Genomic DNA, 13,389 nt, shown 5'->3' on the forward strand with positions numbered 1-13,389 from the left:
GCTCACTGAAAGAAGTCTCGTTTAATTTACTTCAGCCATAGCCTTGCGCATATAGCTGGCACGCTCCTGATCCCTTTGCTCCGGACTAAGCTCCCGCTCCAAGCCATATTGCAGGGAAGCCGGCAAAGTCTCCACCAACAGGGTACTGAAGCTTTGCTGACGCGGAGGAAGAATTCCCATATCGACTCCCAGGCGATCCAGGGACAGGCATTGCAGAGCATCCTCAGAGTTGAGAAGCCTGGCCTTTTCCAGGGTTCCCCGAGCTCTCCAGACCTTATCCTCGAGGACCAGGGGGGCCTCCCGGACCAAGCCTTCCCGGGCGTGAACCTCTTGTTCGATAATCTGTCGGGTCACCGCTTCCAGATGGGTGATGGTATCCTCTTCACTCTTGCCCAGAGTAATCTGATTGGATACTTGATAGATATGCCCAAAGGCTTGAGAACCTTCCCCATACAAGCCCCGGACAGCTAAGCCCAGATGATTGAGAGCCCCCAGCAACTGCTGCACACGGTTGGTCATGACCAGCGCCGGCATATGCACCATCACTGAGGCCCGCATGCCTGTGCCCACATTGGTGGGGCAAGCGGTCAGATACCCTTGGGCTTCCCGATAGGCGAAATCCAAACGTTCCTCCAACTGGTCATCCATGGTATTGGCCAGGAGATAGGCTTCCTTGAGCTGATCTCCCGGCAGCAGCACCTGGATTCGGAGATGATCCTCTTCGTTGACCATCACGGAAACCCGGTGATCCGAATTAATCGCCACCCCGCGAGCGCCCCGGGAATTGACCAAGGCCGGGCTGATCAGATGTTTTTCGATCAGCACATACTGCTCAATCGGAGTCAAATCCTTCATAGAATAATAGGTTAATTTATCCTGATCGATAGTCAGGGATTCCAGCTCAGCGGAGACTTTCTGTTCAATGTCCTGAGAGGCTTCCTGGGAAAGCCCCAAAGGGAAAGGCACTCCTTCCAGGTTGCGTGCCAGACGAATCCGGCTGCTCAGCACCACCGGCGTGTCCTTGTTTTCCTTCATCCACTCACTATTCATCAGCAAATGTTCTTTTCTCTCCATAGTCTCATCCCCCCAGCTTCTGCTCGAGTTCACGAATTTGGTCACGCACCACGGCGGCTGCTTCAAACTCTTCCTTGCGAATGAGCTGTTGGAGCTTTTCCTTGAGTTTTTCAATCTCCGCTTTTTCGCGCAGGTCGGCTCCTTTGCGGGCAGGAATCTTGCCCACATGACAGCCGCCTCCATGGATTTTGCGCAGGATAGGCTCCAGCTCCGACTGGAATTTATCGTAACAACCGCTGCAGCCCAGCTTTCCCGCCTGAGTAATCTCCGAAAGCCGGCGGCCGCACTGGGGGCAGGCTTCTTCCTTTAAGGCCTGGGCATTGGTGGTAAAATTAAAAAGGGACTGTAAGAAATCCGGAATAATTCCCGGGCTGAAAACAAAGCTCACTTCCGGAGCATTCTTAGCGCAGTGATCGCAAAGGTACAGTTTGACCATTTCCCCATTGACGATCTTGGTAAACTGAACATTGGCCTCTCTCTGTTGGCAATGTTGGCAGAGCATAGTGATCCCCTCCTGTTTAATGCAAATCCTCACGGCTTAAGGTCAGAAGGATTCGTTTCATCATATGAGCTCTGAGCGCGTTGGTGGTGGGGCTTTCCGGGCCCAGAGTATCCCGGTGGAAAACAGTACGAATGATTTCTTCTTCCCGCCGGGTAATAATCTCATCTTCAACCAGGCGCTGCAGCAGATTAAAGGCACGACTTTCTCCCAACTGGCTGCCGATAAGCTGCTTCATTATATTTTGAAAATCTCCGTCATCATGAAAGCCCAGGCGGACAATCCGCAGATACCCGCCGCCGCCGCGACGGCTCTCTACCAAATATCCCCGCTCCACGGAAAAGCGAGTATCAAGAACATAATTAATCTGAGATGGAGCACATGAGAACTCCTCAGCCAGAACACCCCGTTGCAGGATAACATAGCCCTCCGCCGCTTGTTCCAGGATCCGCTTCAAATAAACCTCGATGCGGTCCGCTAGATTTCCCATTACACGACACTCCCTTGACTATGACATTCTTTGACCTTATGACCTTCTTTGACCTTTGATTAATATTTTACCCTAAAAATGCATTTTTGCAAATACTTTCAGCAGATTCTTTCTGCCAGTCTTACCAAACTATCCTTCCCGATTTCTTATAAATCATTGCATAGTGTTATCCGGAGCGGGCAGAGGGAACCGGCTGAGGGTGATAAAAAAACTTCGTTTTTGCCAATCAAGCAAAAACGAAGTATGCCCATGTCCCCAGGGTGATGCATCCCGTTAAGGATAAGATGATATAGACTTTGGTTCCCGACCAAAAGGGCTGGTCCTCTGCCAGGAAGTCTTCAGCAAAGTCTTCATCGGTATCCTCTTTAAAATTAAAGCTTTCCCGGTCCTTTTCATTATGATTAAAGTTCCTGCCCTGACCCTCACTATTAAAAGGACCTCTTTCCGGAACCTTTGTCTGCTCAATATCCTTAAAGGAAGGCTTCTTCAGGTAGTCACCAGACTCAGCCTCTTTGGTCCCCGGGTCCACAGATTTTCTTAAGGGCCCTGCCGTCCGGGATGCGATATCCTCCCAATGAATCGTACCTTTTAATAGATAGTCAATCTCCTCTGAAGTGAGTCGAATTTCTTTTTCCTTCATGTCTGCACTACGCTCCTATTGGGTTTAACTTACACATTTTGGTATTCGCTAAAAAAAGAAAAAACCCTGCTTGCCATAGCAGGGCTAAAGGCCTATTTATCCAAGAATTTTGTACTAATTTGTCTGACTTTGCTGCGAATCACCTGATTCATAAAGCAGAACCGACCTAACTAAGCAGTGCTCAGCCTACTTCACAAGCAACACCGGAACCGATGATTTCTGCAATACCCGTTGGCTGACGCTGCCCAGGACAGATCCCGTGATAGGTCCATAGCCATGACTGCCGATAACCACCAAATCAATATCATCCTTCTTAATCTGATCGATAATCTTAATGACCGGATGACCAATCTCCAGCACCGTTTTCGTCGGCACTCCCTCCGCAGACACTTCTGCCATGGTCGCCTCTAAGGCCATCTGGCCGTTCTTTGCAACATCCTCCTGGGAAAAAATATAGCCATAAGGCACAGTGTTGCCCCAAAGAGCTTGAGGGGTATAGGTCACATGAATGAGTACAATTTCTGATTGAAAAAGTCCGGCCAGCTCGACAGCCGTCTTAAAGGCCCGCACAGAGAATTCTGACGCATCTGTTGGAACAAGTATTTTCTTATACATAGAAATTGCCCCCTTCTTTTAAAGACTCCCGGCAAGGATTCTTCTTACTTTAATTTTAAGTAGTTATTTTTCAAAAAGCAACTTATAATAGTGTTTTATAGGACATTTTTAAAAATGTAGCAGGTCGGCTTGTTAACCATCTCAGAAAGAAGTGGGAATTTTGCAACCCTATGTAAAATCATTCCGTTATGGCTGGAGCAGTTGGAGCATCTTAGTCATAGCCTTCATTACCGTCTTTTTTCACCGCTTATCCGTTGGCTCTGTAGCAGATGAACTGACCCGGGAAATTCCCATGAATTCAGTGACCCTGGGGAATCTGACCGCCATGAACTATTACGCCTACGCCCTGATGCAAATACCCGTAGGCATCCTGGTGGATCGCATCGGTGTCCGCAAAATCAACTTCTGCGGGCTCTTAGTCACAGCGGCCGGAAGCATTCTGTTCGGACTGGCCCATACCCTGGAAGCAGCCTACCTCTCCCGTTTCCTGGTCGGCATCGGTTCCTCGGTGATTATCGTCTCCATCTTCAAGATTCAAGCCACCTGGTTTCCTCTTTCCCGCTTCTCCGCCCTGTCGGGACTGACGTCCTTCTTTGGCAATTTCGGCTCCTTATTGGCTCTCTACCCCCTGACCTTTCTCTCCCTGACCTTCGGTTGGCGGAACGTCTTTTATTGGATGGCCGGCATCTCTCTTTTGTTGGCCCTCCTGGTACTCTGGGGAGTGCGGGATGCCAGGACGGAGATTTCCAGCCCCTCTCGGGAGACAGCCGCAGCAGGTTCAGCAGGTCCAACCGGTCCAACCGGCTCAATCAGCCCCTTAAACCGAAAACATTCCCAAGCCTCAGAACATACCTACACCGCAGTAAAGCCTCTTCCTTTCCTGGCCTACCTCAAGGAAAGCCTCTCCTGCGTTCTCAAGAATCCCCGGACCTGGCCCAATGTGCTGATCCTTTTCGCCTTTACCGGATCCAGCACCACCTTGCTGGGACTGTGGGGAATTCCCCTCATGACTCAACTCTACTCTCTCGATAAAGCCACCGCAGCGGGATATGTGACCTTTGCCACCTTCGGCTTTATCCTGGGCGCTCCTTTGCTCACCCTTTGGGTCCGTTTGCTGAAGGGTATCCGCCCAACACTTTTAGCCGGGACGGGGCTTAACCTGCTGTTGTGGATATACATCGCCATCATCGCCGGCGGCCGCCCGGCGGCAGAGCTCTGGCCCGCCTTTTTCTTCATCTTCGGCCTGCTCATCATGACTCATATTCTCGCTTTCTCCAATGTTACCGCTGTCAACCCTCTCCACTACAGCGGCATGGCCACAGCGATTACCAATATGGCCGAATTCATCGGCAGCTCCCTGGCCAGCTTAACCATCGGTCTGATTTTGGATTTCAGCGGCAATCCCAGTGCCGCCTGGTGGGTCATCCTGAGCATGGCTGCTTTAGGCTTTATGGCCGCTCTGTTGATAAAGGAACAGCCCGTTCCAGGGTAAAAAACAAAGAACCCTTTACGGGTTCTTCGCAATATCCTGATCTGGAGCAGTTTTTTAATATACTTCCGGCAGAGGCTTGAAATAGCCTTGAGGATGTTGGCAAGCCGGGCAAAGATCGGGAGCTCCGGAGCCCTCATGAACATAGCCACAGTTCTCACATTTCCAGGAGATTTTTTCATCTTTTTTGTAGAGAGTGCCATTTTCCAATTCAGCGGCCAAACGGGCATAACGCTCTTGATGGTGAGCTTCTACCGTGGCGATTTTGCGGAAGGCCACAGCGATCTCGGCATAGCCTTCTTCATCAGCAATATCGGCAAAAGTATTGTAGTCGATTACTTCTTCACCTTCACCGGCGGCTGCGCTCTTCAGGTTGGCCAAAGTATCCCGATAGTTGAGAGGATAATCGGCGTTCACACGGAAAACCTCCGTTTGATCACCGGCATATTTTTGCAGGAATTTATAGAACACTTTTGCATGCTCTTTTTCGTTGTCTGCAGTAGAGATAAAGATGTTTTGAATGGCTTGGTGTCCTTCATTCTTGGCGACGCCGGCGTAAAAGGTATAGCGATTGCGTGCTTGAGACTCCCCCGCAAATCCATTGACTAAGTTCTGAAATGTTTTTGAATCTTTGAAATCCATTGATACAAACCTCCCCGTTTTTACTTTTGGTAGTATACCAAGTATTGGTCTTTCTATACTCAGCTCAATACACTTTTGTTAAATTCTTCATTTAGCTTGCTTTTCCTGCCTCTTTTCCTAAAGTTTTTTAAAATCATTATTGATTACCTGATTTGGGAGACATTATCTTCCTGAAAATGGATTGTTATTTTTTCTTTCCAGTGATACGTTATTATGGCGGCTACTATCTTTAACTACATAAGAGGTTATACTATGAATACGCAGTACCTGAATAAACTCAATATGCCACGGCCCATCCTGGTTCTGATCATCGGGGGATTTATGCACTCAGTGGGCAGCTCCTTTATGTGGCCCCTGAACAGTATCTTTATGCATAATATCCTGGGGCGTTCCCTCACCGAGGCAGGAGCCCTTATCTCTCTGCAGGCTCTGGCCACCTTGGTGGGACAGTTTATCAGCGGTGTCCTGGCGGATCGCTTTGGTTCCCGCAGGGTTATGATCTATGGGTTGATCGGCGCGATTCTTCCCCTCATTTTAATCAGCTGCTTCCCTATTTGGGAAGTGTATGCCCCCGGCCTCCTTTTCTATGGTTTTGCAATCGCTTTCATTTTCGTCCCCATCAATGCCTTAGTATTTACCCTCTGGCCTGAAGGCGGGCGGCGGGGATTTAACCTGCTCTACGTGTTCAACAATGCCGGAGTAGCTGTGGGAACAGCTTTAGGCGGATTTATTGCCGCCCTGTCTTTTAAATTGGTCTTTTTGCTCAACGGTCTTTTCTTTTTTATTTATCTCTTAATGGTTCTTTTCTTCTTGCCTGCCAAAGATATTCAGAGCAAGCCCTTGAGCAAATCCCGGGTTAAAGTGCCTATATTTAAGGATCGCGGCTTCCCTGTTCTGATCGCTCTTTGCGCCGCTATCTTCCTTATGTGGGGTGCCTATATCCAGATCACCACCGTTCTGCCGGTGACCATGACGAATCTGGGGTATTCCTTGCCCCAATACAGTATTCTCTGGACCTTAAACGGCGTGATCATCGTCGCCTTCCAACCGGTCATCCATTGGATTATCCGCCATTGGGCGTCTACCCTCTCCCGTCAATTCTATGTATCCTGTCTATTTTACGCCATAGGCTTTCTGATCCTGCTGGGCAATTTCCCTTACCCCTCTTACTTTATGATGATGATCATCATCACCTTAGGAGAAATGCTGGTGCTGCCCGGTGTTCCGGCTGCGGCCGCTCTCATCGCCCCGGAAGGAAAAACAGCCACCTATCAGGGGGTAGTAGGGGGAGCTGCCTCCGGCGGCCGTGCCCTTGGCCCTATTCTGGGAGGATTGGCCTTTGACCATTACGGCGGCAACATGGCTTGGGCTTTGGCCCTGGTCTTTGTCAGCGTCGCCCTGTTGCCCTTCTATCTCTATCAGCGTCGGGAAAGAACCTTCACGCAGGGAACCGGCGCCAAGGAGCAAGCAATTTAAACTAATAAGCTAAAGAAAAAACACTAAAAGGATGAAATGCTATGCCACTACCGATTGTTGACTATAAATTCTGCCCCCAATGCGGGAAACCTCTCCTCAGCGTCGATTTCTCCGGCCAACACCGTCCTCACTGCCCGGATTGTTCCTTTGTCTTCTGGGGGAATTTCTCCTTAGGGGTAGGGGGAGTAGTCTGGCATGAGGGGAAAGTCCTCCTGGTTCAACGGGCCCATAATCCCGGCAAGGGGAACTGGACCATCCCCGGAGGCTATGTGGAACAAGATGAACAAATCGCCGTTGCCATCACCCGGGAAATCCGGGAAGAAACCGGCATCCACGCCAAGCCCCTTTCCGTCATTGCCTTGCGGGATCGCCCCGGGGAAAAGCATGATTCTTATATCGTCTTTCTCCTGGAATATTTAGGGGGCACTTTGCAGGGTGAGCCTGAAGAAATAAGCGATTTGGGCTTCTTCACCCTTGAGGAATGCGAAAATCTCCCCATCGCCCAGCTCAGTCTCAGTGTGATCAAAGCTTCCCGCACCCTGCTTATCCCCACATCTCCAGGCTTCCTGCCTCAGACAGGGGTAAAGATGATCGGTGGCGATCAGGCTATTTTGTATCAGATATCCAAAGAGCAGGAATAACAAAAGCAGCATGCCATCATAAAAAATGGCCATGCTGCTTTCTTAACCTTAGCCCCTGCCTCCATACAAGGTTTTTAGTTCCTCTTCCTTCATGGTAAAGCTGTGCTCATCATCCGGGAAATTCATACTTCTTACCTCATCCGCATAGTCCTGCAATCCCTTGAGCATGAGTTGATCAGCATTGGCATAAGCTTTGACAAACTTGGGAGCCCGGTTCACCCCATAGGTGAGTATGTCATGGTAGACGAGCACTTGTCCATCGGTATGAACACCTGCGCCGATGCCAATGGTGGGAATTGTCAAGGTCGTAGAAATTTCCTGGGCCAGCTGCTTGGGGATACATTCCAGAACCAGGGCAAAGGCGCCTGCCTCCTGGCATTCCTTCACATCCTCCAGCATTTTGCGGGCGGCTTCCCCATCTTTACCCTGAACTTTAAAGCCACCGAGAACTGCAGCAGTCTGAGGTGTCAAACCAAGATGGGACACTACAGGTATCCCCGCGCGGACAAGAGCTTTGATATGAGGGATCATTTCATCCGCACCTTCCACCTTCACAGCCTGGGCCCCTGTCTCCTGAATAAGCCTTGCTCCATTGAGCAAAGTATCCCTGATGGACAGATGGCAGCTCATAAAAGGCATGTCCGCCACGATAAACGTATTAGGAGCCCCGCGCTTAGCTGCTTTCCCATGATGGACCATGTCTTCCATGGTGACATAAACCGTAGAGTCATAGCCCAGCACCACATTGCCCAGAGAATCCCCCACAAGAATTATGTCCGCACCGGCTTGTTCGGCCTGCTTGGCTGAGGGGTAATCGTAGGCGGTAATCATGACAATCTTTTTCCCCTCATTTTTCATTACCCAGAAGTCTTTTGTTGTTTTCAACGCTTTTCCTCCTTTTTTCAGGAGAGAAGATAAAACTGAGCAACAAAAAAATTCCCCCTTGTCAGAAGGAACTCACAAAACACAGCACTGTTTTATCCCTCTGTCCCGGTCCGTATTGGCTACAGGCAGTATAAATTGAATGGTTCTCATGAAAAGGTGCAGTTCGAATGATACCGCCCAAATCAAGTATAGCAGATATTATCCGGATCGGCTACAGAAGAAAAACAACGGTTCCTGGCACCCCCTAAAACCTTGCAAACTCTTCGTATATCTGAATAAAACCATCCGTCATGATGACCGATGGTTTTATTCTTTGTTTATGATTCTTTCTATTAATCCAAAAGGAGGCCCATCATGAATAATTCCCCGGACTCTCAAGGGAAATGGCAATCTTATTTTAGCAAGGCCTTAGCAAAATGCCGCACCTTTAAGTTCCCTGCTTTCTATAAAAAACCCAAATTCTGGCGCAACCTGGCCATCCTGCTTTTGTTCGTACTGCTGGCCGGCCTGGGCGCCGGTTACTATTGGATCTCCACCCTGGATGTAAGCAAGCTGGAAAGCCCTCTGGCTAAGCCTACCTATATCTACGACCAGGCCGGCAACAAGATCTCACAGCTCTCCTCCTCCCGCATTGAGCCCGTAGCCCTGGAACAAGTCCCTCAGCTTACACAAAAGGCCATTATCGCTACCGAAGATAAACGCTTCTATGAACATCAAGGTGTGGATTTCCGCTCCATCCTGCGCGCCCTCAGCCAGGACCTGAAGACCCGGAATTTCTCCGAGGGGGGCAGCACCATCAGCCAACAGCTGGCGAAAAACCTTTTTCTCACCTCAGACAAGACCCTCAGCCGCAAGTTGAAGGAAGCCGGCTATGCCATTAAAATTGAAGCCACCCTCTCCAAAGAAGAGATTCTGGAAGCCTACCTCAACCATATCTATTTTGGGGAAGGCCGCTGGGGACTTCAGGAAGCCGCCCGTTATTATTTTGGCAAAAACGCTGAAGAGCTGAACCTGGAGGAATCCGCCCTTCTTGCCGGCATCCTCAAAGGCCCCACCATCTACTCCCCTCTCAAAGATAAGGAACTGGCTCTCCAGCGCCGGAACATCGTCCTTGCCATGATGGCCGACCAGGGCTATATTACCGCCAAGGAAGCCGCTCAGGCTACTGCAGCTCCCATCGCCCTGCGCACCAAGCCTTTAGATAATTTATCCGGCAAATACGCCCCCTACGTGGATTATGTCATCGAAGAAGCTATCAACCGCTATGGCTTTACAGAAGATCAGATTCTCACCCTTGGTCTGCAAATCCATACCCAAATGGATACCAAGGTTCAACAAGCCGCCGAAACCGTCTATAAAGATGACCAATTCTTCCCCCAAGGCCAGAGCGATCAAAAGGTCCAAAGCGGCATCGCCATTCTTGACCAGCATACAGGGGCTATCCGAGGTCTGGTGGGGTATCGGGGAGAAAGCGCTTTCCGCCAGTTTAACCATGCCTCCCAGCTCAAGCGCCAACCCGGTTCCATCATCAAACCCCTGATGGTCTATGGTCCCGCTTTGGAAAAAGGCTATCGCCCCGACGCCCTCCTCTATGACGGTCCTCTGGATCTGGACGGTTATGCGCCAAAGGATTGGGACGGCCAAACCCGGGGCTGGGTGACCATGGAAGAGGCCATTCAGCAATCCTGGAACATCCCCGCTGTCTGGTTATTTGAGCAAATCGGCATCGACACTGGAAAAGCCTTTGTGCAAAAAGCCGGCATCCCTTTAACTGAAAAGGATGCCCATTTAAGCCTGGCTCTGGGCGGATTTGCCGAAGGTGTCTCTCCCCTGGAGATAGCCCAGGCCTATACCGCCTTTGCCAATCAAGGACTCATGCACACAGCCCACGCCATCACCAAAATTACCACCGCCGACGGACATGTTTTAGCCCAAATGCAGCCGGAAAGTGTCCAGGTCACAGAGCCTGATCACGCCTATACCATGACCCTTCTTCTCCAAAATGTCATCCAGCAGGGAACCGCCCCTAAAGCCGCTCTGGGCAGTCGCCCCGTAGCCGGAAAAACCGGTTCTGTGGAGTTGCCGCCTACCCAAGAGTTTGCAGGTATCAGCAAGGGGCAAAAAGATGTCTGGTTTGTCGGCTACACTCCTGAGCTGACCGCTGCCATCTGGATGGGCTATGATCAAACGGATCGGGATCATTACCTCACCACCTCCGGCGGCTCCGGACCTGCCGTCGTCTTCCATGAAGTCCTCTCTTCAGCCCTCAAGGACACCCCTATCAAACCTTTTGAGGTTCCCGCCGGGTATGTGAAGGATTGGAATATCTGGCCCGAAGGCTGGGACGATCAGGATGAATACGACCAAAACAAGGATGACGACAAAGATAAAAAGGACAAAAAGGGGAAGAAGAACAAGAAGGACACCAAAGATAAAAACGAGTTCTGGGACATTTTTCAGGATCTATGGAACTAGTAACCTTATGTCCTGTCGTTATCTTTCTTAACAATTCTTAACCTATCCCGCGGCGAAGAGGCCAGCTCCTTGATGCCCTGGAGCCGCCGCGGATAGATCAGCAAATCGGCTTCGAGGGATTGGCAAAAAGTCTCGATATCCTCAGGATTAATGGTGAAATCCATGGAAAAGTAGGCAGGTTTACGCAGGGTATGAACCCAATCGGGACAGGTTTCATGACCTAAGGTAACCCTCAACGTCTCGATTTTTCCATTCTCTCCCCGAAGAGCTTGAAACAGGAGGTTAGGCTCAATAAACTCCAGCACCTCAGACTCCGGCTGTCTATAAAGTATATCCCGTGCCCATTTAATCAAAATTCCCACTTCCCAGGTTAATAGACTAGGGTCTCTTTTGACCCAGGTCTTTTCCCCATGTTTACAATAGACCTCCACAATCAGCCAATTGGAGTCAAACCCCAGATCATTGTCCTTATCAGGAAACTCATATCCCACAATCCTCAATGAGAATTCGTCTCCATGACTCCCTCTGAGCATAGTGCTAATCCTCCTTCTTCAAAGCGTCTTTCTTTACCTGTCAATAAGAATGGACTTTACCACAGCAAAATACTCGCGAAGATAAGCATTGGGGCTGATGTACCAAGGGGTGGAACAAGGCACTCCCACAGGATTCAGCCCATTGCGTTCGGCTAAAATCTTGGAACGAAACATATGAAAATCGCTGGTGATCACCAGCACTGGTTCAGCCGGATCAAAGCCCTCCAGTTGATCAAGCACAACACGGGAAAACCGGAAGTTTTCCATAGTACTGGTAGAGCGATCTTCTTTGAGGATTCGCTCCGGGGCAATCCCCTGCCCGATCAAATACTGAGCCATGGCTTCCGCCTCGGGAATCCATTCCCCTGGTCCTTGTCCGCCGGAAACCACCACCTTCATCTGTGGGTTTTCTGCTAAGATTCCTATCCCCTTATCCACCCGCTCCCGCAGAGTCCAGGAGAGCTGATCCCCATTCAGACCTGCGCCCAGGATGATCAAAACCTTCCCATGCTCAGGTATTCTATCCTCTGTGTTCCATAATAGTAACCCTTCAATAATGAAAAAGGAGCCCAGCAACAGGACGATTCCCCAGCGAATTAATTTGCGCAACCCTGGAAGTTCCTCGATAAAAGGCGCATTTTTGAACTTATCCCCCCATAATCCCCATAACAAGAATAAGCTTCCTACTCCCGCGGGGAGGATAGTCCCCAGATTGACTCCTCCCTTAAGACCGGTTACTAGGATTGTATCGAGGATCCCGATGATCCCTGCCAAAATGCTAAGCCAGGAACCCCAGCTTCTCTTCACCATAGCTACACCCCTAACCATCGCCATATTAAACACAAATTTGTGAATTAATTGTTAAATAGCAACATTATCTATTATGACATTTCTAGGCATATTCCTGCTATTTTTTCTATTTTTAAACAAATTATCAAATATAAAAACAGCAAATTGTAAGAATCTGCTGTTTTACTCTAAATTTGGGATATTCCAGTATTTATTTTAAGAATTAAAGGGATTTTAGCAAAATTTTACCCGTCGCTCCAACCAGTCTACAATATCCGCCAAAACCTCTTCCCGCTCCGGCTCATGAATCAACTCATGATAAAGCCCTTCGTAAAGCTTGAGGGTCTTATCCTGAGAGGAAATCTCAGCGAATATCTTTTGGGAGGCCTGATAAGGAACCAGTCGATCACCGGTTCCGTGGAGTATGAGGCAGGGCAATTGATAACGGCCGGCTTTTTCCTGAGCGAAGGCCACTCCCCGACAGGCAAACTGATAGAAAAAGCCCAGGGTAGCATACCTTAGAACCAAAGAATCCCCAGCGGAGATTTTGCGCACAGCCATATTCCGGGTTGTCTTGCCGCTCAACTTAGGACGAATCCTGTGCCGCTTCAATACTACGTTCAAGAGTTTAAAGAGAACAGTCGGAATATATTCCGTTCCCACAGGCCTGGCCAAGGCAGCTCCGCTGAAAATTTGCCCCTGCAATTTTCCCGGGTGGAGAACCCCATAATTAAAGCTGATTAATCCTCCCATACTGTGGCCAAACATGAAGAGAGGCTGTGTTGGGTGAAGCTCCCGAACATGATCCACGAAAACATCCAGATCCTCCAGGAACACCTCAAAGCGGTCCAGATGACCCCGTTCAGCCTCGGAATGCCCATGGCCCCGATGATCCAAAGCATAAGCCCCATAGCCATGCTCAGCCAAAAACTCCATAAACGGAACATAAAAGCTCGAATGCTCCGCATAGCCATGGCAGATCACCACCACAGCCTTAGGATGGGCGGGGAGGTTTTGCCGATAGTAAATCCTGGTTCCTACTCTGGTTTGAATAAGCTGACAGCCTTGGTCCAAGTTGTGTCACTCCTTTATTGTATGCAGCTCCCTTGCAGTCCCGGTGTCTATGGAAAAATCAGCAGGT

At 49.6% G+C, this 13,389-nt stretch carries 14 protein-coding genes; 4 read left to right on the forward strand and 10 right to left on the reverse strand.

Features of this window, described 5'->3' with window-relative positions:
- Nucleotides 1-21: 21 nt before the first annotated feature.
- The 5 genes from BUA14_RS02325 to BUA14_RS02345 all read right to left on the reverse strand — a co-directional run bounded on the left by BUA14_RS02325 (nucleotide 22) and on the right by BUA14_RS02345 (nucleotide 3,318).
- A complete protein-coding gene (locus BUA14_RS02325) occupies nucleotides 22-1,074 on the reverse strand; it encodes a protein arginine kinase (RefSeq protein WP_072771081.1) in 1,053 nt (350 codons plus the stop codon).
- A gap of 4 nt (nucleotides 1,075-1,078) precedes the next feature.
- On the reverse strand, nucleotides 1,079-1,576 hold the full coding sequence (locus BUA14_RS02330; protein ID WP_015942740.1) for a UvrB/UvrC motif-containing protein: 498 nt from the start codon (nucleotides 1,574-1,576) through the stop codon (nucleotides 1,079-1,081).
- A 16-nt stretch (nucleotides 1,577-1,592) separates the two neighbouring features.
- Nucleotides 1,593-2,063 (reverse strand): CtsR family transcriptional regulator, encoded by a 471-nt coding sequence (locus BUA14_RS02335; protein WP_072771082.1) that lies wholly within the window; start codon nucleotides 2,061-2,063, stop codon nucleotides 1,593-1,595.
- A 226-nt stretch (nucleotides 2,064-2,289) separates the two neighbouring features.
- Complete coding sequence (locus tag BUA14_RS02340) at nucleotides 2,290-2,703, reverse strand: hypothetical protein (protein WP_072771083.1); 414 nt, start codon at nucleotides 2,701-2,703, stop codon at nucleotides 2,290-2,292.
- Nucleotides 2,704-2,889: 186 nt separating this feature from the next.
- Complete coding sequence (locus tag BUA14_RS02345; RefSeq protein ID WP_072771084.1) at nucleotides 2,890-3,318, reverse strand: universal stress protein; 429 nt, start codon at nucleotides 3,316-3,318, stop codon at nucleotides 2,890-2,892.
- A 160-nt stretch (nucleotides 3,319-3,478) separates the two neighbouring features.
- Here BUA14_RS02345 and BUA14_RS02350 point away from each other — a divergent pair, with 160 nt between their 5' ends.
- On the forward strand, nucleotides 3,479-4,810 hold the full coding sequence (locus BUA14_RS02350; protein ID WP_072771085.1) for an MFS transporter: 1,332 nt from the start codon (nucleotides 3,479-3,481) through the stop codon (nucleotides 4,808-4,810).
- A gap of 54 nt (nucleotides 4,811-4,864) precedes the next feature.
- Here the strand turns inward: BUA14_RS02350 and rbr are convergent, their stop codons facing one another.
- On the reverse strand, nucleotides 4,865-5,449 hold the full coding sequence (gene rbr, locus BUA14_RS02355) for a rubrerythrin (protein ID WP_072771086.1): 585 nt from the start codon (nucleotides 5,447-5,449) through the stop codon (nucleotides 4,865-4,867).
- A 252-nt stretch (nucleotides 5,450-5,701) separates the two neighbouring features.
- On the opposite strand from rbr, the gene BUA14_RS02360 reads away from it, so the two are divergent.
- Both BUA14_RS02360 and BUA14_RS02365 read left to right on the forward strand, forming a co-directional pair.
- Nucleotides 5,702-6,925, forward strand: a complete 1,224-nt coding sequence (locus BUA14_RS02360; RefSeq protein WP_072771087.1) for an MFS transporter — start codon at nucleotides 5,702-5,704, stop codon at nucleotides 6,923-6,925.
- A 41-nt stretch (nucleotides 6,926-6,966) separates the two neighbouring features.
- On the forward strand, nucleotides 6,967-7,566 hold the full coding sequence (locus BUA14_RS02365) for an NUDIX hydrolase (protein ID WP_072771088.1): 600 nt from the start codon (nucleotides 6,967-6,969) through the stop codon (nucleotides 7,564-7,566).
- A gap of 48 nt (nucleotides 7,567-7,614) precedes the next feature.
- Here the strand turns inward: BUA14_RS02365 and panB are convergent, their stop codons facing one another.
- Nucleotides 7,615-8,451 carry a 3-methyl-2-oxobutanoate hydroxymethyltransferase gene (panB, locus tag BUA14_RS02370; protein ID WP_072771089.1) on the reverse strand — a complete coding sequence of 279 codons (837 nt, stop codon included), beginning with the start codon at nucleotides 8,449-8,451 and terminating at the stop codon, nucleotides 7,615-7,617.
- A gap of 354 nt (nucleotides 8,452-8,805) precedes the next feature.
- On the opposite strand from panB, the gene BUA14_RS02375 reads away from it, so the two are divergent.
- The gene (locus BUA14_RS02375) at nucleotides 8,806-10,926 is read left to right on the forward strand and encodes a transglycosylase domain-containing protein (protein WP_072771090.1); all 2,121 of its coding nucleotides are present in this window, start codon (nucleotides 8,806-8,808) and stop codon (nucleotides 10,924-10,926) included.
- A 5-nt stretch (nucleotides 10,927-10,931) separates the two neighbouring features.
- Here BUA14_RS02375 and BUA14_RS02380 read toward each other — a convergent pair whose 3' ends face one another.
- From BUA14_RS02380 to BUA14_RS02390, 3 genes are all read right to left on the reverse strand, one after another.
- Nucleotides 10,932-11,459: a WapI family immunity protein gene (locus BUA14_RS02380; RefSeq protein ID WP_072771091.1), complete on the reverse strand. Its 528-nt coding sequence runs from the start codon at nucleotides 11,457-11,459 to the stop codon at nucleotides 10,932-10,934.
- A gap of 33 nt (nucleotides 11,460-11,492) precedes the next feature.
- A complete protein-coding gene (locus BUA14_RS02385; RefSeq protein WP_072771092.1) occupies nucleotides 11,493-12,269 on the reverse strand; it encodes a YdcF family protein in 777 nt (258 codons plus the stop codon).
- Nucleotides 12,270-12,482: 213 nt separating this feature from the next.
- Nucleotides 12,483-13,322 (reverse strand): alpha/beta hydrolase, encoded by an 840-nt coding sequence (locus BUA14_RS02390; protein WP_072771093.1) that lies wholly within the window; start codon nucleotides 13,320-13,322, stop codon nucleotides 12,483-12,485.
- Nucleotides 13,323-13,389 lie beyond the last annotated feature (67 nt).

This window comes from Desulfitobacterium chlororespirans DSM 11544 (assembly GCF_900143285.1).
Taxonomy (GTDB): domain Bacteria; phylum Bacillota; class Desulfitobacteriia; order Desulfitobacteriales; family Desulfitobacteriaceae; genus Desulfitobacterium; species Desulfitobacterium chlororespirans.